A 21,368-nucleotide genomic window follows, 5' to 3' on the forward strand; every position below is an offset into this window, starting at 1 on the left:
TTGCCCTCGGCGTAACCCATGCCGGGGGCAAAGATTTTATGGGCTTCGTGCCTATATGTAATGGTAAATCCCTATATTTGCAGCCGTCAACAGATATGCCCCATGACAGGCAGAAACAAAATGAGATAAAGGATAAACGCAATGCAGACAATCGAACAATACCCTGATCTGATGACAGGTAAAAAGATTCTATATGTTCACGGCTTCGGTTCTTCGGCCCAGTCGGGTACGGTGAGGCGCATTCAGAGTGTGTTACCGGAGGCGGAGGTGATTGCTTATGACCTGCCACTGCATCCGACGGAAGCGATGGAACTGTTGCATGGCGTATGCGAGGATCAGCAGCCCGATTTGATCATCGGCACATCGATGGGCGGCATGTACACCGAGATGCTCTACGGCTATGATCGAATCGTGGTGAATCCGGCATTCCAGATGGGCGAGACGATGCACGAACACAATATGATGGGGATGCAGACGTTTCAGAACCCGCGTGCAGACGGCATACAGGATTTCATCGTCACGAAAGCATTGGTCAAAGAATATAAGGAGATAACCCAACAATGCTTTACCGCGGTGACAGCCGATGAACAGCAACGCGTGTATGGACTCTTCGGCGACGAAGACACCACGGTGCACACCTTCGACCTCTTTCGCAGTCACTATCCCCATGCGATACATTTCCATGGCGGCCATAGGTTGGATGATCAGTCGTTGATGCACGGCGTGATGCCCGTTATTCGCTGGATCGACGACAAGCAGGAAGGTCGTGAACGCGGTATCGTTTACATCAGTGCAGAAACTTTGGCCGATGCATACGGCAAACCGAAGTCGAGCCTCAACAAAACATACGACTACCTGATCGCGCACTATCAGGTCTACATCGTTGCCCCTGCCCCGACCAATGACCACTCGCAGCTCACGCAGTGGCAACAGTGGGCTGAACAATATCTCAGTACGCCCGCCCATGATCGCGTCATCTTCTGCAACCGCACCGCCCTACTCTACGGCGATTATCTCATTGCATCCCACCCTTCCAAGAACTTCATGGGCACCGGAATCCCCTTTGGCAGCGATGACTTCAAGACCTGGGAGAATGTGCTCACATTCTTTGAGAGGGTGAATGGGAATACGTAGATGGCTGCCCCACAATCAGGATACAGATCAAGGAGAAATGAGATATACGGGTGCTCATATGTTAAAAAAGCACACAAACTATTGCCTGGTTGATAAAAAAGATTTATCTTTGCCAACGAATTAAATATAGATATCTGACAATCAGGACTCTGCGGGTCTGTAACAGTGCCCTACGGCGGAGACGGTTTTCAGTAATAGTGTACGTCAATTACCACCTCTGTCGTGAGTTATTCACCATAGAGAGGGAGAGTTATAACTTATAATAGACCGTCTTTAAAGAGTTGATTGAGAGGTTTCTTAGATTTAGAGTAGAAACTGTCTTAGCATCTTAACAAATCAAGCATTTTATGTAGAAATAAATATAGACATAATTACCGAGTCCCAATTGACAAAGTAATTATGAGGAGAGCGTTATGCAATCCTTTCCGAAAAGGAAGCTACCATATCCCATCATACAATAATTTAATTGTTTTAATAAATGGATCAGAGCATCATCACCGTTACATCGCCATTACTCCCAGATCTTAATGAATTTCACAACTTGTTGAAAGAGATATGGGAAAGTAAATGGATCACCAATAATGGTTCTTTCCATCAGAAATTAGAAATAGCACTTGCCGAATATCTGAAAGTTCCATACGTAAGTCTGTTTACGAATGGCACCTTACCTTTAATCACAGCATTACAGGCCATGCATATCACGAGAGAAGTCATCACGACTCCTTATAGTTTTGTGGCCACAACCCATGCCTTGTGGTGGAACGGCATTAAGCCGTATTTGTAGACATTGATCCGCGCACGGGGAATATAGATCCCGACAAGATAGAGGCAGCTATCACGCCGCGGACGACGGCCATCATGCCTGTACACGTCTACGGAAAGCCCTGCGATGTGGAAGCAATTCAAGAGATAGCAGATAAGTATGGATTAAAAGTTATCTATGATGCCGCCCACGCTTTCGGAGTGGAGGTAAACGGTAAGAGCATTCTCAATGCCGGAGATATGTCAACACTCAGTTTCCATGCAACCAAGGTCTACAATACGATCGAAGGGGGTGCAATGGTGATGCACGATGAAAAAACGAAGAAACGCATCGACTACTTGAAAAACTTCGGCTTTGCAGGAGAGACAGAAGTGGTGGCTCCGGGCATCAACAGTAAGATGGACGAGGTGCGCTCCGCCTACGGACTGCTCAATCTCCGCCAAGTGGATGCTGCCATCGCCGCCCGGCAAAAGGCGGCTGTGGCCTATCGCGAGGCATTACGTCCCGTGGCAGGTATCTCTTTCTGGGACGATATGCCTGGCGTACGCCATAATTATAGCTATTTCCCCATATTCGTAGACGCCGAGGAATATGGTATGACGCGCGATGAACTCTACATCAAGATGAAAGAGCAAGATGTATGGGGGCGTCGCTATTTCTATCCCCTCATCAGCGAGTTCTCCACTTATCGCGGATTACCGAGTGCTACTCCCTCTAATCTACCACAAGCCACCAAAATGGCCAACAGCGTGATATGCTTGCCCATGCACCATGCGTTGAGCGAAGAAGACATCCAAAGAACCATTGATTGCATTGTATAAGGTTATGAAAACACAGACTTCCTTTTATACAGACGAAGAACTATCAGCATTAGGATTGAAATCATATGGGAAAAATGTATTAATCAGTCGCTATAGTCGGATATATAATCCACAGAATGTATCGATTGGGAGTCATGTTAGGATAGATGACTTTTCAATAATATCTGCTGGTAAGTCAATAGTAATTGGGAACTATGTACACATCGCTTGCTATGTATCATTAATAGGGAATGAAAAGATTGTTATCTCTGATTTCTGTGGAGTGTCTGGGAGAGTTAGTATTTATTCTAGTAGTGACGATTATTCAGGCAATGCAATGACAAATCCCATGATACCGGATATTTATACTAATGTTCAAAACTCTCCGGTATTATTAGAAAAGCATGTAATCGTAGGGTGCGGCTCTGTCATATTACCAGGTGTTGTTATAAAAGAAGGGGCAGCAATTGGTGCATTATCTGTCGTCGTGTCCAATTGTAAGGCGAATACTATATATAGCGGAAACCCTTTAAAGGCCATTATCCCTAGATCACAAAAATACAAAGAATTGGAAAAGAATTTATTAATATAAATACAATGAAAGAGAAGATATTAGGAATCATTAATGAAATACGAACTGTAAAAGGTTTAGAGCAGTTAGGAGAAATTCACGAAGAAGACAATCTTCGTGACGACCTTGGTTTAACGTCCTTCGACTTAGCGGAGCTGACCGTGAAGATAGAAGATGCTTTCGATATCGACATCTTTGAAGACGGACTTGTGAACACAGTTTCAGAGATTTATGCTAAACTAAAGAAGTAATGGCGATATTCCTTTATGACAGAGACCGAGCGTATTCGTATGATATGCTGCTGGAAGAGATTCAGCTGCACAAGGAATACTATCCCTATCATAAGGCCGATACTCTCTTCGCATTCTTCACAAATCTGGTAAAGGCAATCGCGACGAACCAACCCTTGGTTCTGTTAGATTCCGACCTGTCGATTTCAGAGATGCCGAGCATAGACCCTACGCTTATCAACAAGCCAGTGGCATTGCCCGAATACTCTTTTAGCCATATCGACGAGCTCATAACAGCCATGCAGAAATCCACTTCCACGATTACGATTTTCACATCAGGCACAACCGGGCAGCCGAAGCAAGTAGTCCATTCCATAGACACGCTCACACGTTCGGTACGCACAGGCGAGAAATATCGGAATCAGGTATGGGGGTATGCCTATAATCCCACGCACATGGCCGGTTTACAAGTATTCTTCCAAGCCTTCGAGAACAAGAACACGCTGATTAACGTGTTCAACGACAGCAGGAAGGAAGTATATCGCAAGATAAAAGAGTTTAGCATCACCCACATCTCAGCCACACCCACGTTCTATCGCTTATTGCTACCTGTAGAACAGGAGTACCCCTCGGTTGTTCGCGTGACGCTGGGAGGAGAGAAGTCGGATACACATTTGCACGACGAGATACACAAGATTTTCCCGCAAGCAAAGATTAACAACGTATATGCATCCACCGAAGCCGGCACACTGTTCGCAGCTAAAGGCGAATATTTCCAGATACCAGAAAAGAACCGCCACCTGTTTCGAGTGGTAGACGATGAGTTATTGATTCATCGCTCATTGTTAGGCCAATCAAGCAGTTTCGCCTTCGATGGCGATTACTACCACTCCGGCGATCTGATTGAATGGGTAGACGAGGCAGCAGGACTATTCAAGTTTAAAAGCAGGAAAAACGAACTCATCAATGTCGGAGGCTACAAGGTGAACCCGCAAGAGGTTGAAGAAGTTATCAACAGCATCCAGGGCGTGCGCCAATCGTTGGTATATGGCAAAGCCAACGCCATACTTGGCAACGTTCTTTGCGCAGAATTGCAACTGGATGAAGGCGCGCAGCTCACGGAATTGGATATAAGACAACAGCTACAAAGCAGATTGCAAGATTTCAAGATTCCCCGCAGAATAAAGTTTGTAGAGGCTTTCTCGCTGACGCGGACGGGTAAATTAAAACGATAGGTAACCGGAGCGTCACGCTTTATCAACTTTTCGCATAAAAACACGCTGAAGCGTCACACTCTATCAACTTTTTGAACAAAAATACACTGGAGCGTCACGCTCTATCAACTTTTCGCACAAAAACACGCTGGAGCGTCACGCTTTAGTAATTTTCAAGTTAATAAATCATGATCGCTTGTCGAGCAGGTATTCTGCAAACAAGTAAACAACAAAAAAAGACAATGAACTATTTAGTAACAGGCTGCTCCCGCGGCGTCGGACTCGAGATATGCAGAGTGCTCCTGCAACAAGGTCATACCATTTACGGAATTGCCCGCAGCTTCAGCAAAGAGTTTCAGCAGCTGCAAGAAGAATACCAAGACTGCCTATATTTTAAAAGCGTAGACCTGTCGGACTCAGAAAACGTTAGGGCGTCTATCTTTAAAGACTTTGTATCGAACAAAGTGCGCTTACACGGCTTCGTGAATAACGCCGCCATCGCTTACGACGACATTGTGACCAATCTGAACCTCGCAAAACTTCAAGCGATGTATGCCGTAAACGTGTTCACGCCGATGATGATAACCAAATATGCCATTCGCAATATGCTGCTGCATCACACCCGAGGCTGCATTGTTCACATATCGTCCATCAGCGCCCACACCGGCTATAAAGGTCTGGCCATGTATGCCTCATCGAAAGGAGCATTGGAAGCCTTCTCGAAAGATACAGCACGAGAATGGGGCGAGCTCGGTATCAGAAGCAACATCGTCGTCCCCGGCTTCATGGAAACGAGCATGAGCGCGACACTAACCGAAGAGCAGAAAAGCAGGATATACAAACGCACGTCGCTCAAAAAAGCCACCTCAATCAACTCTGTTGCCGAAACCGTAGCCTTCGTTCTAAGCGACAAAGCACAAAGCATGACCGGACAGAATATCCACGTCGATTCCGGAACAATTTGAACACAGATGTTTAGTGATGAATTACGAAGCAACAAAAATCGAACAAGCAATATCGCCTACGGTTAGAAATTCCAACTTAGAGCTGTTCCGTATCCTATTGATGCTGATGATCATTGCGCATCACTATGTAGTCAATAGTGGATTATTAGCATGCATCAATCCTACGGGTATTACGAAGAACAGCTTATTTCTAAGTCTATACGGATGGGGCGGAAAGACCGGTATCAACTGTTTTATTCTCATTACTGGCTATTTTATGTGTCAGAAAGAGTTCTCATGGCGCAAGTTCTTCAAGTTAGTCTTTGAGGTTTATTTCTATGCAATAACAATTTATCTTATCTTTATCCTCACCGGTTATGAGACTTTCTCTCTGTCTGGAATTTTCTACCTTATTCTTTACATCCCCGCAGATGTCGGGAGAGGTTTTGTCGGTTCGTTTATTTGCCTATATCTCCTCATCCCGTTTATCAATAAAATGATACAGGGTCTTAACAAGAAAGAGTATCAGCATCTTTTAATTATACTACTGATCATCTTCACGGGTATTGGGACCTTTATACCTGGACGATTTTATGAATATATTGGATGGTATACAACAGTTTATTTGATTGGCGGATATATACGTATTTATGGTATTCCCTGGCTATCAAGTCTTAAAGGAAGGAGCTTTTTTCTCGTATTAAGCCACGGGGTAGCCTTTGCCAGTATTGTGTTTATCCTGTATTATTACAAGTTGAAAGGAGGAGCGACTAATATCGAGAATATTTATTATTTCGTAAATGATTCCAACAAACTATTTGCTGTTCTATGCTCTGTGTCTCTCTTCGTCCTCTTTAAGGATATTAACACAAAAAAAACAAATATATACATTAATAAGGTAGCGACAGCAACTTTCGGTGTATTATTGATACATGGCAATAGTGATGCAATGCGTCGGTTTCTTTGGTATGATTTATTAAACAACGATTCTTATTACGGTTCACAATACCTTTGGTTACATGCAATACTCTCTGTTATGGGTGTTTATACTGTTTGTGTCATCATTGATTTGTTAAGAATTAGGTTGATAGAACGTCCATTCTTTAGGTTTTTAGACAAGAATCTCTTTTTGAATAAGTAGTAAGGATCATGGCTTCGGAGTTAAAGAGTAAAACTGTACACGGGCTACTATGGAGCAGCATTGATCGCTTCTCCACACAAGGCATTAGTTTTGTTTTCTCTATATTCTTGGCAAGAATCCTGACCCCACGGGATTACGGCATTGTTGCCATGATTGTTGTCTTTACGGCTATTGCGCAATCGTTTGTAGATAGTGGTTTTTCATCTGCACTTATCAGAAAACCCGACTTAAATGAGAAAGACAAATCAACAGCTCTCTTATTTAATATCGTTGTCGGTGTTGTTTGTTATGGTATTTTATTCCTACTTGCTCCACTGATTGCCAACTTTTATCATGAGCCTATTTTGTCACCTATTGTAAAGATAACGGGACTCTCTGTCATTTTTAATTCTTTATGCGTCGTTCAGCGAGCTTTATTCACCATTGATGTAGACTTTAAAACCCAAGCTAAGATCTCGCTTATATGTACTCTTGCAACAGGTATCATCGGTTTGGCAATGGCATACAAAGGGTATGGTGTTTGGGCTCTTGTGGTGCAAAGCACAGCAGCGACACTGATCAACTGTCTGCTATTATGGTATTTTTCAGGATGGCGACCACGTTCCGGCTTTCATAAAGAGTCATTCAATTATTTATTCGGCTATGGTTCAAAGCTACTCGCGTCGGGTTTATTAGATGTGATATATAATAATACATACCCGATTCTAATAGGTAAATTCTATACCCCTGCTCAACTGGGATTTTATTCAAGGGCTCAAACATATGTAGCCTTGCCTTCATCAAACATAACAGGCATATTACAAAGAGTAACATTCCCCATATTAAGTTCTATTCAAGACGATAAAGAACGGCTTGCCGTGGATTATAGGCGTATTTTACGCCTCTCTGCATTTATTATATTTCCGTTAATGATAGGCATGGCAGCTGTGGCAGATCCCCTGGTGCGAGTTTTAATTACATCAAAATGGGAAGGATGTATCGTGTATCTCCAAATTCTGTGCTTTTCCATGATGTGGTATCCAATACATGCCATTAATCTTAATTTACTTCAAGTAAAAGGCCGCTCAGACCTATTTTTAAGGTTAGAGATTGTAAAGAAAGTATTGGGAGTTGCTGTTTTATGCATAACACTCCCCATTAATATTACAGCAATGTGCATTGGCTTAGTTGTCTTTTCCATCATTGCTTTATTCATCAACACCTACTATACAGGAAAATTAATCAATGTCGGATATCTACGACAATTAAAGGATTTGTTACCTATCTTCACGAATAGCTTAGTGATGGGGGGAATAGCCTATTTTGCAGTACTCATGATTGATTCTAATATCATAAAACTAATGATCGGCACAATTGTAGGACTTATTTATTATATCTCCACAGCCTATCTTTGCAAGTCTGAGGAACTAAAAGAGGTATGGGCAATCATAAGAAGGAAATAAGATGACAGAGACTCCGGTAGTAACCATACAATGCTTGGTTTATAATCATGAGCCATACCTGCGCCAATGCTTAGATGGCTTTGTCATGCAAAAGACAAACTTTCCTTACGAGGCCATTGTGCACGATGATTGTTCAACAGATCAATCTGCAGCCATTATCAGAGAATATGCAGAGAAATACCCCGACATTATCAAGCCGATATACGAAAGTGAGAATCAGTACTCTAAGAAAGACGGCAGACTGATAGAAATTATGAATGAACATACAAGAGGGCGTTATGTAGCATTCTGCGAAGGCGATGATTATTGGACAGATCCCTATAAGTTACAGAAGCAGGTCGATATATTGGAGAAGAATAAGAATGTAATGTTGGTCTATACAGATTACGAAACTATCGATTATGCTGGAAACAAAATCATAAGACCTTATTATGAAAAACTGAAAAAGGAATCTACAAGTGGAGATTTATTACCCAAATTGATATTGAAGAACTATCCGCTGACGCTGACCACATGTTATCGACGTGAAGTATTATTGTCCAAACTATATCAAGACTGCGAATTAAAGTATGATTATACCACGACTCTTACAGCGGCAATGCTGGGGGATCTATACTATTTACCTGAAAGTACGGGGAAATATAGGATGACACCCAACGGAATGATTGTCTCGCGTAAGGAGGAACTAAACAAAGATCTGAGAAGAATTTTAAGATACTTTATTGAGGAGATTCTAAATGGGCAAGGAAAAGAACGGAAATGTCTGACAAATCTTCACATTCGCTTTAATATTATTAGAGCAATGTTATATGAGCGAGCAACCTTGTCCGAACTTCTAAAAAAATACAAATTCCTAAGAATACTTCTCCCATTCGTTGTCATAAATGAATGTATGTATCGTATTAAGCACAAATTCTTTTCTATCTGTTAAATATGGGTAAAGAGAATTATATCACCATTGCAAAGGCCATTGGAATATCTTTAATGGTTGTAGGGCATAGTGGATGCCCTGCAATACTAAAGAATTTTATTTATTATTTCCATATGCCATTATTCTTCTTTTGTAGTGGATATTTTTTTCATGTCCCCACCTCAGCTTCTTCTCTTTTGAGTTTCTGCAAGAAGCGGGTTCAAGGTTTATACATACCATATATTAAATGGTCGTTGATTTTTCTCGCTTTACACAATCTCTTTTTTCTCTGCAATATCTATAATGAATCTTATGGTTATGAAGGGCACGCATTCACTTTCTATTCCCCGACAGACTTTCTAAAAAGGTTTTTACACATCGTTTTTTCTATGGATAAACAGGAACCACTCTTAGGTGGATTTTGGTTCCTAAAAACTCTGTTTATTTCTTCACTACTGATAAGTTGCTTATTTTACATCCAACAGAAGTTGAAGCTAAAAAAAAGAGTTGTTTTTCTTCTCATGGCACTAGAACTATGGGGCTTTAAATATATGAATGTGTCCATACCTATTATAGGAGAAGTTTCCATTCATTTCATGGGAGGTTGTATCTTTCTTATGGGTTTCCTTTTTCACAAATATGAGAAAAAATATTTCTATGGAGTAACTATAACATCAATAACGTTCGCGTTGCTACTAATATTTTCCTTGAGTAATAAAGAACTATCTATGTTTTGCACATTCCATGAAACTTTATTATACCTCTGTCTTTCTCTCTGTGGCATCATCTTCACATTCAATATTTCTAAATATATAGAGAAAATCGGGAGGGGCATAAAGAGAATGTTCTATTATATGGGACAAAATACCATGATTATATTAGCATTGCATTTTATATGTTTTAAAGTCATAAGTCTACTATATATACTACTTAATGGAAAGGATTTAACTCTTTTATCTTCATTCCCAACGATAGAATCCATTGACAACACATGGTGGATCTTCTACTCTTTTGTTGGCATCGGTCTCCCGCTCCTGTTAAAATATCATTACGATACCTATCTTTCCCCTTTACTTAATAGAAAAAGATGAAATTCAGTATAGCCATACCTGCCTTTAAAAGTGCATTCTTAAAAGAATGTATTGATAGTGTGCTGAATCAAACCTATAAGAACTTCGAGCTAATCATTGTCAATGATCATTCGCCCGAAGACATTAGAGGAATTATAGAACAGTTTGCCGATATAAGAATTAGATATTATGAAAATAAAAAAGGCTTCGGGGCAAAGGATGTGGTTAATAATTGGAACAAATGCTTAGAATATGCCACCGGTGATTACATTCTCTGTATGGGTGACGACGACAAACTGAAGTCAAATTGTCTGTCTGATTATGTGGCATTAATAAACCAATTTCCCAATCTTGATGTCTTCCACGCAATGACTGAGTTAATAGATGAAAGTTCTACGCTCATCAAGATTTTAAGTCCAAGACCTAAATATGAAACTGTTTATCAGATGATATGGGAGCGATGGAATGGACGGAGTATGTTTATTGGAGACTATTTGTACAAAGTCAGTACTTTAAGACAACATGGTGGTTTTTTTTATCTTCCCTTTGCATGGGGGTCAGATGCCATCTCTGCTTATATTGCAGCAACACCTCAGGGAATAGCAAACACACAACGCCCAGGGTTTCAATATAGAGTTAATAGCCAGTCAATTAGCAGAAAGCACGATAACATCAAAGGGAAAATCCTCGCATTACAAAAAGAACGGCTATGGTTTGAAGACTTCTTCAAAGGATGCCCTAACGATCAAGAAGACATCGAAATCCTTACTCGGTTACAGGAAAACATTGATATACATTTCCAAAAAATGTATGCAGACGATATTGTTTATGGGATATCCATGAATCTATGGTCTCAATCTCTCTATTGGATTAGTCATGCCTACGAGAATAAATTGTCAATACCTTTTATCATGAAGTGTATTGTCAGAGGGCTTTTTTATCACATAAGAAAATGAAAATCGGGATTATAACATTTCATGCAGCCTTTAATTATGGCTCCATGCTTCAAGCATACGCACTGCAAACTTATTTGTCAAGGCAAGGACATGATGTGGAAATCATCAATTATCGGTCGCATTACCAAAAATCTATTTATTATAAACCTTTTGATATTCACTCCATATATTCTATCCTGTCTAGCTTCAAACGATTGCTGTTATATCCTTCTTCTCTTTGTAGATTGAAAACAAAGTGGGAATTATTTAACTCTTTCTTAAATCAGAATCTAAAGATTACAAAAGAATATAATACTATCCATGAGCTGGAAAGGGTGCCTTGGGACTACGATTTACTCATCACAGGTAGTGACCAAATATGGAATACGGGGGCACCAGATAGTGGAGAAGCCTACTTCGGTAACTTTATCAATAATGCAAATACAAAGAAAATTGCATATGCACCATCATTAGGACAATACCCTGAAAATGTTGATACAAAATTCCTAAAAGCACAAATTCGAAATTTTACCGCACTATCCGTAAGGGAAGAAAAGGCAAAAGACTTGCTCATTAAATACGGTATCGCCAAAGACATTAGCGTCGTATGTGATCCGACATTACTGCTAGATGTACAAGCATACGAACGATTGTATAGAGAGGAGCCCCTCATCCAAGGTAAATACATTTTTTTCTATACACCGGTAGGGCTACCATTAGATTATTTCAAAATTGTTAACGATTTTGCCGAGACATTAGGAATGCCGGTTATTACGGAGCGTGCCTATTATCCGAAAGACATCAAGAAGTACAAACATATAATGAACTATCCAGAGGTCGGTCCCTCCGAGTTTCTCAACCTGATAAAAAATGCCACCTATGTGTGTGGAGGTTCTTTCCATTTACAGGCCTTCTCAATCCTTTTTAGGAAAGAGTTTTATTGTATTAATGGAGATAAAGATAGTAGAACACACAATCTATTGGTAAAATTAGGGCTTGAAGATCGAATCGTAAGCCTTTCTCATCCTACAATTGTTACGTCCCACCCCACCATTAATTACGACAATATATCTAATAAATTAACCTATTACAGAGAGCCTTCTTTCGATTTCTTAAATAAATATACAGTTAAATAACAGATGAATTTTATTCATAAATTTTATAAAGATATTGTTGGAGCCGGAATATGGAATATCGGTTTCATAGAGAACACTATAGATGGGATCTTAAATGGAGAAGAACTTCTAATTCGGCCCATCAAACATCCTTTCAAGGATAGATGGTTTGCTGATCCTTTCATTTTAGACTATAATGATAACCAAATTATTCTATTAGTAGAAGATCTACTAATAAAAGAGGATAAAGGACGGATTTCAAAACTTATCATAGATAGGCTTACCTGGAAACTCGTAGATGTCCAAATTATTTTGGAATTGGATACGCATCTGAGTTTCCCCTTTATTATAAGAAAAAATGGACGTATATATATATGCCCTGAAAATAGTAAAAAAGGTTGTTGCGAGATGTATGAGTATGATATGGAAACCAATAGTTGCATTTTCATCCAACGTCTTTGTGATGAACCTCTAACGGATGCAGTTGAAACATCATTATTTGGGGAACCTCTTTTATTTTCGACAAAACTTCCGCATGCAGAAGACAAGGAATTGGGCATATACCGATATAATAAAGAATTAGGTAAATATTTGTTACAAAACACCTATCTTTTTCAAGAGAATATTGCCAGGAATGGAGGGGACTTTTTCTTATATAAAGGCGTAGTTTATCGTCCAGCACAAGAGTGCAATCAGACTTATGGACATGGTATTGTACTGCAAAAGGTCAAAAAAGAGAATGAGCATTTCTCGTTTCATAATATAAGAAAGCTTTATTCGACAGTTTCTAAGTATAATAAAAGATTACATACATTTAACATTTATAAAGATTGCATTGTTGTTGATATTGGTAGAGATATGCATCCTTTTTTATCTAAAGTTTTTTTTACTATTCGGAGAATAATTTTATTTGTATTATGCCGCGAATAAGATATCAAGGGGAAAAAAATACACCTATTAAAATCAGTATAATTGTTCCTGTATATAATGCTGGATCCACAATTAAAAGATGTATTGATAGCATACTACATCAAACATTTTCTGATTTTGAGGTTTTATTGATTGATGATGGAAGTAATGATAATTCAGGACTCCTTTGTAATTCCTATGCGAAAAAAGATAACCGAATACATGCATACCATAAGCAAAATGGAGGTGTTTCTTCTGCACGGCAGTGGGGGATAGAACACTCACAAGGAGATTACACTATTCACGTTGATCCTGATGATTGGATTGAGCCGTTGATGTTAGAGCGATTATATCAAATAGCACTTATAGAAAATTCTGATATGGTTATTTGTGATTTCTATGAAAATGGGAAAAATAAGCAGAAGTATTTGTCACAAAAGCCAACATCTCTTAATGCAAAAGAGCTATTAATCGATGTTTTAACTCATCTCCACGGATCTTGCTGCAATAAGTTAATAAGGCGGGAATGTTACCAAAAATATAATGTTCAATTTCCCTTAGGAATAAACTATTGTGAAGATCAATACGTCATTATAGCATTATTACAACACCCGATTAAGGTCTCATATCTTCCAGAGGCATTCTATCATTATGAAAATACGGACAAGAACTCATTAAGCAGAACATATAATGAAAGAACTTATGAATACGATCTAAATGTTTATAGAATCTTTGAAGATTTATTAAAAGATTCTGATGGGTATAATATTGGTATGAGAATGAAACGAATGGACATCATCTCAAGGGCATTTAATTTTGGATATAATTATTACTCTTCATCCAAATTTAAGCATTATTTTTATGATTATCGCTATTCCATTCTACACTGCAACACCTATCCATTGTACGAAAGATTCTTTTTATTTTGTTCATGTATAGGTTTGTACAAACCGACATATAAAGTTTTTATGTTCTTAGTATCTTTAAAATCGTTATTACGCTTCTCCTAAAAGAAATGAAGATTTTTATCCTCTGTACACGCCTTTGCTATGGTGGAGCCGAAAGAGTCGGGATCATGCTGGCCAACGGATTCGCAGAGAAAGGACATGATGTTACTCTTATAGCGAATCTCTTCGATGAGATTACCTATCCTATCAACTCACGTGTAAGGATTCTTAATTTAGTTGCATCCAATCAAAATAAAGTAAGGAAGTGGGGTAGTTCTATCCGATTGGTACGAAAATACATGAAGCGGTATCAGCCGATGTTTCTATTGGCATTCTGAACACATGCTCTCTCATTGCCAAAATTGCAGCTATTGGACTGAATATTCCTGTTGTAATGACAGAACATGATGCTTTTGAGAGGCCAGCATCCGCTCCGTTTACCTTTTGGAAATGGTTCGTAAAGTTTCAACTCAATAAGATTTATCGATATGTAACTGTACTAACAGAGGCAGATAAAAAAAATATTGGCAAGCGCTTGAAAGGTGTTTACGTTATGCCCAATCCGCTATCGCTCACACCAACGATTTCTATCCCTCCCAAAGAAAAAATCATTTTGGCAGCAGGGAGATTGGAAGATTGGTATGTAAAAGGCTTTGATACGCTTATCAGCGCATGGGCCCAAATAGCTCCAAAACATAGAGATTGGAGTTTGCAGATTGCTGGTATAGGCAGTGAGGAGGAGAAAGCTTTCCTGCAAAATATGGCTTATAATAATCATATAGAGGAACAATTTCAGCTTTTAGGATTCAGGAGAAACCTGGAATCATTGTATCAGAAAGCCTCATTGTTTGTCCTTAGTAGTCGATATGAGGGATTTGGGCTTGTTTTAATAGAAGCCATGTCGCAGGGATGTGCATGCGTGGCTTGTGACTATAACGGTAGGCAGCGCGAAATCATTACCCAAGATATCGAAGGATTGGTGTGCACACCGGATAACATAAATGACCTCGCGGATGCTATCAGACGGCTAATTGAAAACGAACAACTAAGAAAAATGATACAAAAACAGAGCATAGAAAGGTCTAAATATTATCAGATTGGTGCCGTGATTGCACGATGGGAGTCGCTATTAAAACATGTTGTAAGTCATTAAAACGAAATGAAGATACTTGAATTTATGGATATGAAATCCACAAAGTATGGTGGATTGGATCGGTTTATGGTTTATCTGATGCAGGCGATGCCTCAGGATCAATTCTTCTTTGTATTCCAAAACTATCCTCAGAGTCAATCCATGGTAGATGATTTTACGAAATGTGGAGCACAAATCATTGTACTCGACACAGATGGCAAGAAAGCAATCAAAAACATTCCTGCCGTTATCTCTCTCTTTCAGAAGATTAAACCCGATATTATTCACTTCCACTTTGCCAATAGTTTTTTCCTCTATGCCCCGATAGCCAAGATTCTCGGAATTAAAAAGATATATAAAACTCAGCACTGTTGTCTCACCACAGATACGTTGAAACAGATTACCCACAAACGAGAACTCTCCCTTAAAACGAAAATAGCATCATTCAACGGCTTAACTTATCATGTCTTTGATAAAATCATTATGTGTGGTAAATATGTAAAAGAGCAGTTTGAAAGTATCTATGGAGAATCCCATCGTCATATGTTGATCTATTTTGGAGTACCTGCTATACAACGTTTGTCCACGGAAAAACGAGACGAACTAAAAGATCAACTGCACATTCATCACGACACTCCCGTCATCATGACTACAGCCTTTGCTGATCCGGTAAAAGGTGTTGACATCTTGATACAAGCATTACCACATATCAAGTATAGCAATTATACCGTCTTGCTAGTGGGTTTAGATGAAGAACTGATACTTACAAAGGAGCTTCATACTCTGGCTGTTAGTCTTAAAGTTGATTCCCATATTCGATGGATAGGCATTACCAATGAAATCTATCAGTATCTCTCTATCGCAGATATTTATTGTCAACCTTCACGATCTGAGGCATTGACCTTGGCTGTATGTGAGGCAAAAGCAATGTCCCTGCCTGTTGTTGGAAGCAATGTTGGCGGTTTGGCAGAGATTTCGAATCTTTTATTTGAAACGGAAAACCCAAGAGATTTAGGAGAAAAGCTGAATCTGTTACTTAGTAATCCCACCATAAGGGAAAAATATGCACAAGATTCTTACAAGCAATATAAAGAGGCTTTCGATATTCATGTAGGAGTTAGTCAATATAAAAGATTATATCAAGAATCGTAATTTTACAAGAAGTCTCTAATCATCACTATGACTATACTTTTTATCTTACTTTATGTCATTGCAGTAGCAACCCTCCATATAGATGCCAATACCAAGAATAGGATATTGATAATAATCTGCGCTATCTTGGTTTGGCTGATTGGTTCAAGAGACATCAATTGGCCAGATACAATCGTCTATGTCATGTCTTTCAATCAGTCTCCCACGCTATTCCATCTCAACGAATATAGCTCTCCTCTCGGATACACCGAAATGGGCTATTTTTATTTGGGAGCACTCATTAAAATGTTGTCTAACAGCTGGCGGTTCTATTTGTTTGTAATGGCCATACTGTCAATATTTTTGCTATATAAAAACCTTAATAAATACTGTATTTATCCTCTTTTAGGCTTATGTGTTTATGTAGGGCGATTCCTCTTAAACCGGGATATGGTACAGATGCGATCTTCATTAGCCATTCTTTTAATTATATGGGGATTACAATATGTATATAAGAAAAGGCTTATACCCTTTCTTCTCATTGTCTTTCTCGCCTACTCTTTCCATCACATGGCGTTGATTGCACTTCCTTTTTATTTTATCAATCTCTTAAAGATAAAGAAAGTTCATATTATTATCAGCATTCTTATTGCTTTTCTCCTTTCACAAGTGGCAGCAGAAGGAATATCCGATTATGTAGATGATTGGAGCACAGACTTGCAATATGAAACATATACACAGAATGAATATGTAGAACAATCCCTCAAATTGGCTAACCCCATGATTTATTTTCAATTAGCTATATTGATATTGTTCACATTTTTGGAAGAGAGAATAAAAAATTTCGAACCTTACTATTATACTCTTAGAAATGGGTATTTATACTCTACACTCATTTTGATTCTATTTTGCAATTATACAGCTTTATCAGGACGTACCTCAACAATGTTTGCCACTTGCGAGATTTTTATTATACCATTAATTACCATATCTCTTTCACAAAGAATAAAATATCTCTTTCTCTTAGGAACAGGAATCGCATTATTCTATTTCTTCTTTACGAAATACTCTGATGCTCTTATTCAAATACAAAATGTTTGATTCATGCTTAAAAACATCTTTCTCTTGTTGCGCCCCCAACAGTGGTTGAAGAATATCTTTATCTTCATACCATTGTTCTTCAGCCGTCACCTGCTGGAGATACACGATGTGGGTATTGCCGGTATCGCTTTTATCGCTTACTGCTTCATGGCAAGTGCCATCTATTGTTTCAATGACATCTTAGATGTAGAATCCGACAGAAAGCACCCGCAGAAATGCAAGCGCCCGTTGGCAGCCGGTAAAATCTCAAAGACGGGCGGTTATCTGCTGATGGGCACCTGTATCGCCCTATCTTTGGCGTTTGCCTCACTCATATCCACACGAACCGTGCTCTACGGACTGCTCGGTGTCTACTTTGTGATAAACCTTGCTTATTGTCTTTACTTAAAGCAGAAAGCTATCATCGACGTATTCATCATTGCTGTCGGCTTCGTACTGCGCGTGTTGGTAGGAGGTTTTACCACCGGCATCTATATCACCCATTGGATTGTACTCATGACCTTTCTCCTCGCTCTCTTTCTTGCATTTGCGAAAAGACGCGACGATGTGGTTATCTATGCCAACACCACAACGATGATGCGCAGAAATGTAAATCGCTACAACCTTGAATTCATGAATCAGGTCATTTCCCTTATTGCCGCCATTACAATGATTTGCTACATCATGTACACGGTCAGCGATGATGTCATCATGCGCTTTCATTCACAATACATCTATCTGACTGCTGTTTGGGTATTGGCCGGTCTCATCCGTTATCTGCAGCTCACCATTGTCGATGTGAAAAGCGGAAGCCCCACAAAAGTGTTGCTCAAAGACCGCTTCGTGCAGGCATGTATCGTCGGATGGATACTTCATTTCGCCCTTTTCATCTATCTGTAACCGCTCGCAATGCCCCAAACGTTCCGTCATATAGCCGTGTTGCTCTATGCAACGCTCTTCTATACGGTCTTCTTATCAGCCTTTCATGCTTGTGGGAGGTACGATAACGCTCTTCCATCTGCCCCTTTCATTCCTGTTTAGCTGTCTGTTTTTTGGGAAAGAGACAGGCCGACACGTAAGAGAGATCGCTTCAGCATTGATCATCATCATCGTATCGATAGGTCTCTCAGCACTTATCTATGACTACAGTGCCGACGGACAATGGTACCACATGCCTGCTGCCTATGCTCTTTCCCATGGATGGAATCCCGTCTACGAAAGTCACAACCCCATCATAGCCGATGTTCATACGGCCAATCTCTGGATAGACCACTATTGCAAAGGCATTGAGACGATGGCTGCCACCATTGTCGCTGTGACAGGAAACGTAGAGTCGGGGAAAGCTGTCAACCTCATCATGCTGACGGCCACTTTCCTTTTACTATGCGATTTCCTTTCTTCTGATTTCCCTCTCAAGTCCAAACGGAAGATTCTCTTTTATGCCTTCGTCTTGGCTCTTTCTCCTATTGTGGCCTGCGAACTGTTTACGTTTTATATCGACTGGGTGACTTATTACAGTGTGGTGTGGTTGTTCATCATCTTATACCGACTGAACAGGAAGCCGAATCATAGGCTGCTGTATCTTCTTTTCATGACCATCTTCATCGGGGGAAGCACCAAACTCAACATCACCTTTTGGATGGGCTATTTCGTTTTCTTCTTCCTTATCTTCCTATGGGTGAAGAAGAAACGAGCACTCTTGAAGCGAACGTTGCTCACAGCGAACTGAGCGTAGTCTCCATGCTGTTCATCGCCTGCTTCAACCCTTTCATTACCAACTTTAAAGACCATCATAACCCCATCTATCCTTTCGGCGATAAACAGTTGGGAGCAGCCGTTACAAGTGCCATTATCTCTGGATGTCAACCTCGATACATCGTCAACGAACCCAGAATAAAGCAAGTCTTTATCGGGCTGACAGCACGACCCAATGGCGGCTATAGGTCTGCATACATTCCGCCTTACAAGATAACAGCGACCAACATCATGAAATCCGGTGCCATGACAGCCAACGTTGGCGGTGGCGGATTGTTTTTTATAGACATCCTGTTGTTGAGTATCATACTATTATTGTTGTGCCGCAATCATCCCGCTCGTAAGCCCGTGTTACTAACAACGGTCATTCTCTTTCTGGCACAGTTCGTCTTGCCCTATGGCTCTTGTTACCGATATGTACCCTTTGTCTATCTCATCCCGTTGCTGTTCATGCTCTATTCCGAGCTGGCCGGTTTCAGATGGCGCGGTGCCCGCTATATAAGAAGGGTCTTGTATGTGCTCGTACTTCTCAATATTACCCTCGATACAGTCATTGCAACGGGCTTTGGCATCCGTCATACATATATTATTCGCACGTATGTGGAGAAGATACGACAACAGCCAAAAGCAGCCACCTTCAAAACCACCAACTGGAGTTTTATCCATAAAGTTTACGGGGGAAATGTGGAAGACACGACTATCACAAACCCATCAAAGGCTTCGCGTTTCGTACCTATTCCCCATCAGAAGGGCGATTCCATCTGGGTAGATGCGACAAAGATTACCCCGCTACCATCGTTTAAGAATCCTTTGTTGAAAAAAGTAATGGAGTTATAACCGTGAAAATTGCGTATATCGTTAATCATCTCGGACAGACGGGAGTCAATCATGTGGTGTTGGACTTAATCAAACAGATGCAGCATCACGGTCACGACTGCCGTTTGTTTTATTTCGAGGACAACACAGAACCGATTGCCTTTCCTTGTGCAACGGAAAAGACTTCGCCTGCGGAGGGGACGATAGACTTCAATGCCTACGATGTGGTACACACCCATGGATTGAAAGCCAATCTCTATGTGCTGCGTCATAAGCCCCGCCATGGCAAGGCACGTTGCGTTGCCACCCTCCATTGTTATGTCTTCCAAGACTTTGCCGACCTCTACGGTCGCATCAAAGGTTTTCTTTTGGGACTTATCTTCTTGCTGTCGGTATTGCGCCACGACAAGATTGTCGCACTCAGCAAAGATGCTGTGGCCTATTACAGCCGATGGCTCAGCCGGCGAAAGCTGTGTGATGCCTACAATACACGCGATATTGACAAGTCTGAAGACTTAACCCCCGACGAACGAAAAGAAATTCTTACTTTTAAAGGCGATGACACATTGATAGGCATGAACTGTGTGCTCATTTTGCGCAAAGGTATCGACGTGATGCTCAAAGCCATGCGCCTGTTGCCCGACACTTATAAACTTTACATCGTGGGGACAGGAAAAGAAGAAGCATTATTCAAGTCCATGGTCGACAAAGATCTCGCCCCGCGCATTCACTTTGCAGGGGCTCGTCCACGTGCACATCGTTATCTCTCTCTGTACGATATCTATGCACTGCCAAGTCGCAGTGAGGGTTTCCCGTTGGCACTGCTCGAAGCCGCCGACTACGGTAAGCGGGTGGTCTGTTCCGCCTTACCCGTTGTTAAGGAATGTTTCACCGCCGATGAACTAATCACATTCCCCATGCCCTCAGAAACGGCATTGGCAGCAGCCATTCAAACAGCCATGACACGTCCGGAGCTATGCACAAACATCAAGAAACGTTTTGACCGAGACTATTCTCCCGAAAGTTTTTATCGGAGATATATGATCATTTATCAGCACAAAGAATCTTGCTAATGCAAAGAAAGAAAACAGCAAATCAAAAGCAATATTTTCGGTCGATAAAAAGATAACTTTTATCGCACAAAAGCTATCTTTTTTTCATGTGAAAAGCATTATCGCATTAAGCAAAAATACTGTTGTGTTGTGTAAATCCAGTTTTAGACCCGTGTAAATTCGGATTTACACCCGTGTAAATTTAAAATTAGATCCGTGTAAAAAAGTACGATCATGTCAAGTACAAGACATTCATTCTCCGAAGTAGTTGTAACCT

General features: G+C 40.3%; 21 protein-coding genes and 1 pseudogene. All 22 read left to right on the forward strand.

Annotated elements, in window-relative coordinates:
* The first annotated feature begins 141 nt into the window (after positions 1-141).
* The 22 genes and pseudogenes from JCM12259_RS00840 (at position 142) to JCM12259_RS00940 (ending at position 21,112) form a co-directional block, all read left to right on the forward strand.
* Complete coding sequence (locus JCM12259_RS00840; protein ID WP_025065056.1) at positions 142-1,134, forward strand: YqiA/YcfP family alpha/beta fold hydrolase; 993 nt, start codon at positions 142-144, stop codon at positions 1,132-1,134.
* A gap of 478 nt (positions 1,135-1,612) precedes the next feature.
* Positions 1,613-2,718 (forward strand): annotated as a pseudogene (locus JCM12259_RS13040) (DegT/DnrJ/EryC1/StrS family aminotransferase).
* A 4-nt stretch (positions 2,719-2,722) separates the two neighbouring features.
* Positions 2,723-3,289: an acyltransferase gene (locus JCM12259_RS00850; protein ID WP_025065057.1), complete on the forward strand. Its 567-nt coding sequence runs from the start codon at positions 2,723-2,725 to the stop codon at positions 3,287-3,289.
* Between the two features lie 5 nt (positions 3,290-3,294).
* Positions 3,295-3,519 carry an acyl carrier protein gene (locus JCM12259_RS00855; protein ID WP_025065058.1) on the forward strand — a complete coding sequence of 75 codons (225 nt, stop codon included), beginning with the start codon at positions 3,295-3,297 and terminating at the stop codon, positions 3,517-3,519.
* Positions 3,519-4,733 carry an ANL family adenylate-forming protein gene (locus JCM12259_RS00860; protein WP_025065059.1) on the forward strand — a complete coding sequence of 405 codons (1,215 nt, stop codon included), beginning with the start codon at positions 3,519-3,521 and terminating at the stop codon, positions 4,731-4,733. Before JCM12259_RS00855 ends, JCM12259_RS00860 begins: the two co-directional genes overlap by 1 nt.
* Positions 4,734-4,954: 221 nt before the next feature.
* On the forward strand, positions 4,955-5,677 hold the full coding sequence (locus tag JCM12259_RS00865) for an SDR family NAD(P)-dependent oxidoreductase (protein ID WP_025065060.1): 723 nt from the start codon (positions 4,955-4,957) through the stop codon (positions 5,675-5,677).
* A gap of 16 nt (positions 5,678-5,693) precedes the next feature.
* Positions 5,694-6,797, forward strand: coding sequence for an acyltransferase family protein (locus JCM12259_RS00870; protein ID WP_025065061.1), 1,104 nt, complete (start codon positions 5,694-5,696; stop codon positions 6,795-6,797).
* A gap of 8 nt (positions 6,798-6,805) precedes the next feature.
* Entirely contained in the window at positions 6,806-8,239 is a 1,434-nt protein-coding gene (locus tag JCM12259_RS00875) for a lipopolysaccharide biosynthesis protein (RefSeq protein WP_025065062.1), read from the forward strand.
* A gap of 1 nt (position 8,240) precedes the next feature.
* Positions 8,241-9,170, forward strand: coding sequence for a glycosyltransferase (locus tag JCM12259_RS15670; RefSeq protein WP_025065063.1), 930 nt, complete (start codon positions 8,241-8,243; stop codon positions 9,168-9,170).
* A 2-nt stretch (positions 9,171-9,172) separates the two neighbouring features.
* Positions 9,173-10,240: an acyltransferase family protein gene (locus JCM12259_RS17685; protein ID WP_025065064.1), complete on the forward strand. Its 1,068-nt coding sequence runs from the start codon at positions 9,173-9,175 to the stop codon at positions 10,238-10,240.
* Complete coding sequence (locus JCM12259_RS13055) at positions 10,237-11,175, forward strand: glycosyltransferase family 2 protein (RefSeq protein WP_025065065.1); 939 nt, start codon at positions 10,237-10,239, stop codon at positions 11,173-11,175. The genes JCM12259_RS17685 and JCM12259_RS13055 overlap by 4 nt, the downstream gene beginning before the upstream one ends.
* Complete coding sequence (locus JCM12259_RS00895) at positions 11,172-12,290, forward strand: polysaccharide pyruvyl transferase family protein (RefSeq protein ID WP_025065066.1); 1,119 nt, start codon at positions 11,172-11,174, stop codon at positions 12,288-12,290. Before JCM12259_RS13055 ends, JCM12259_RS00895 begins: the two co-directional genes overlap by 4 nt.
* Positions 12,291-12,293: 3 nt before the next feature.
* Positions 12,294-13,199 carry a glucosamine inositolphosphorylceramide transferase family protein gene (locus tag JCM12259_RS00900; protein WP_025065067.1) on the forward strand — a complete coding sequence of 302 codons (906 nt, stop codon included), beginning with the start codon at positions 12,294-12,296 and terminating at the stop codon, positions 13,197-13,199.
* On the forward strand, positions 13,187-14,188 hold the full coding sequence (locus JCM12259_RS00905) for a glycosyltransferase family 2 protein (protein WP_051559038.1): 1,002 nt from the start codon (positions 13,187-13,189) through the stop codon (positions 14,186-14,188). Before JCM12259_RS00900 ends, JCM12259_RS00905 begins: the two co-directional genes overlap by 13 nt.
* A gap of 5 nt (positions 14,189-14,193) precedes the next feature.
* On the forward strand, positions 14,194-14,463 hold the full coding sequence (locus JCM12259_RS15680) for a glycosyltransferase family protein (RefSeq protein ID WP_148299532.1): 270 nt from the start codon (positions 14,194-14,196) through the stop codon (positions 14,461-14,463).
* A 56-nt stretch (positions 14,464-14,519) separates the two neighbouring features.
* A complete protein-coding gene (locus tag JCM12259_RS13060) occupies positions 14,520-15,278 on the forward strand; it encodes a glycosyltransferase (RefSeq protein ID WP_051559043.1) in 759 nt (252 codons plus the stop codon).
* Between the two features lie 6 nt (positions 15,279-15,284).
* The gene (locus JCM12259_RS00915; protein ID WP_025065069.1) at positions 15,285-16,409 is read left to right on the forward strand and encodes a glycosyltransferase family 4 protein; all 1,125 of its coding nucleotides are present in this window, start codon (positions 15,285-15,287) and stop codon (positions 16,407-16,409) included.
* A gap of 27 nt (positions 16,410-16,436) precedes the next feature.
* Entirely contained in the window at positions 16,437-17,489 is a 1,053-nt protein-coding gene (locus tag JCM12259_RS00920) for an EpsG family protein (protein ID WP_025065070.1), read from the forward strand.
* Positions 17,490-17,492: 3 nt separating this feature from the next.
* Entirely contained in the window at positions 17,493-18,368 is an 876-nt protein-coding gene (locus JCM12259_RS00925) for a UbiA prenyltransferase family protein (RefSeq protein WP_006949572.1), read from the forward strand.
* A gap of 46 nt (positions 18,369-18,414) precedes the next feature.
* Complete coding sequence (locus tag JCM12259_RS00930) at positions 18,415-19,197, forward strand: hypothetical protein (protein ID WP_148299533.1); 783 nt, start codon at positions 18,415-18,417, stop codon at positions 19,195-19,197.
* Complete coding sequence (locus JCM12259_RS00935) at positions 19,143-20,060, forward strand: hypothetical protein (RefSeq protein WP_148299534.1); 918 nt, start codon at positions 19,143-19,145, stop codon at positions 20,058-20,060. Before JCM12259_RS00930 ends, JCM12259_RS00935 begins: the two co-directional genes overlap by 55 nt.
* Positions 20,061-20,062: 2 nt before the next feature.
* The gene (locus tag JCM12259_RS00940; RefSeq protein WP_025065073.1) at positions 20,063-21,112 is read left to right on the forward strand and encodes a glycosyltransferase family 4 protein; all 1,050 of its coding nucleotides are present in this window, start codon (positions 20,063-20,065) and stop codon (positions 21,110-21,112) included.
* Positions 21,113-21,368: the final 256 nt, after the last annotated feature.

The sequence above is a fragment of the Hoylesella enoeca JCM 12259 genome (assembly GCF_000613405.1).
GTDB lineage: Bacteria > Bacteroidota > Bacteroidia > Bacteroidales > Bacteroidaceae > Prevotella > Prevotella enoeca.

What these genes read in the sequence shown, in the direction of transcription:
- JCM12259_RS00895 (WP_025065066.1), top strand. Translation starts at nt 11,172, where the DNA reads ATGAAAATCGGGATTATAACATTTCATGCAGCCTTTAATTATGGCTCC.
- JCM12259_RS15670 (WP_025065063.1), top strand. Translation starts at nt 8,241, where the DNA reads ATGACAGAGACTCCGGTAGTAACCATACAATGCTTGGTTTATAATCAT.
- JCM12259_RS00855 (WP_025065058.1), top strand. Translation starts at nt 3,295, where the DNA reads ATGAAAGAGAAGATATTAGGAATCATTAATGAAATACGAACTGTAAAA.
- JCM12259_RS00875 (WP_025065062.1), top strand. Translation starts at nt 6,806, where the DNA reads ATGGCTTCGGAGTTAAAGAGTAAAACTGTACACGGGCTACTATGGAGC.
- JCM12259_RS00850 (WP_025065057.1), top strand. Translation starts at nt 2,723, where the DNA reads ATGAAAACACAGACTTCCTTTTATACAGACGAAGAACTATCAGCATTA.
- JCM12259_RS13055 (WP_025065065.1), top strand. Translation starts at nt 10,237, where the DNA reads ATGAAATTCAGTATAGCCATACCTGCCTTTAAAAGTGCATTCTTAAAA.
- JCM12259_RS00870 (WP_025065061.1), top strand. Translation starts at nt 5,694, where the DNA reads ATGAATTACGAAGCAACAAAAATCGAACAAGCAATATCGCCTACGGTT.
- JCM12259_RS00915 (WP_025065069.1), top strand. Translation starts at nt 15,285, where the DNA reads ATGAAGATACTTGAATTTATGGATATGAAATCCACAAAGTATGGTGGA.
- JCM12259_RS00865 (WP_025065060.1), top strand. Translation starts at nt 4,955, where the DNA reads ATGAACTATTTAGTAACAGGCTGCTCCCGCGGCGTCGGACTCGAGATA.
- JCM12259_RS00935 (WP_148299534.1), top strand. Translation starts at nt 19,143, where the DNA reads ATGGGTGAAGAAGAAACGAGCACTCTTGAAGCGAACGTTGCTCACAGC.
- JCM12259_RS00930 (WP_148299533.1), top strand. Translation starts at nt 18,415, where the DNA reads ATGCAACGCTCTTCTATACGGTCTTCTTATCAGCCTTTCATGCTTGTG.
- JCM12259_RS00840 (WP_025065056.1), top strand. Translation starts at nt 142, where the DNA reads ATGCAGACAATCGAACAATACCCTGATCTGATGACAGGTAAAAAGATT.
- JCM12259_RS00905 (WP_051559038.1), top strand. Translation starts at nt 13,187, where the DNA reads ATGCCGCGAATAAGATATCAAGGGGAAAAAAATACACCTATTAAAATC.
- JCM12259_RS15680 (WP_148299532.1), top strand. Translation starts at nt 14,194, where the DNA reads ATGAAGATTTTTATCCTCTGTACACGCCTTTGCTATGGTGGAGCCGAA.
- JCM12259_RS00860 (WP_025065059.1), top strand. Translation starts at nt 3,519, where the DNA reads ATGGCGATATTCCTTTATGACAGAGACCGAGCGTATTCGTATGATATG.
- JCM12259_RS17685 (WP_025065064.1), top strand. Translation starts at nt 9,173, where the DNA reads ATGGGTAAAGAGAATTATATCACCATTGCAAAGGCCATTGGAATATCT.
- JCM12259_RS00920 (WP_025065070.1), top strand. Translation starts at nt 16,437, where the DNA reads ATGACTATACTTTTTATCTTACTTTATGTCATTGCAGTAGCAACCCTC.
- JCM12259_RS13060 (WP_051559043.1), top strand. Translation starts at nt 14,520, where the DNA reads ATGACAGAACATGATGCTTTTGAGAGGCCAGCATCCGCTCCGTTTACC.
- JCM12259_RS00925 (WP_006949572.1), top strand. Translation starts at nt 17,493, where the DNA reads ATGCTTAAAAACATCTTTCTCTTGTTGCGCCCCCAACAGTGGTTGAAG.
- JCM12259_RS00900 (WP_025065067.1), top strand. Translation starts at nt 12,294, where the DNA reads ATGAATTTTATTCATAAATTTTATAAAGATATTGTTGGAGCCGGAATA.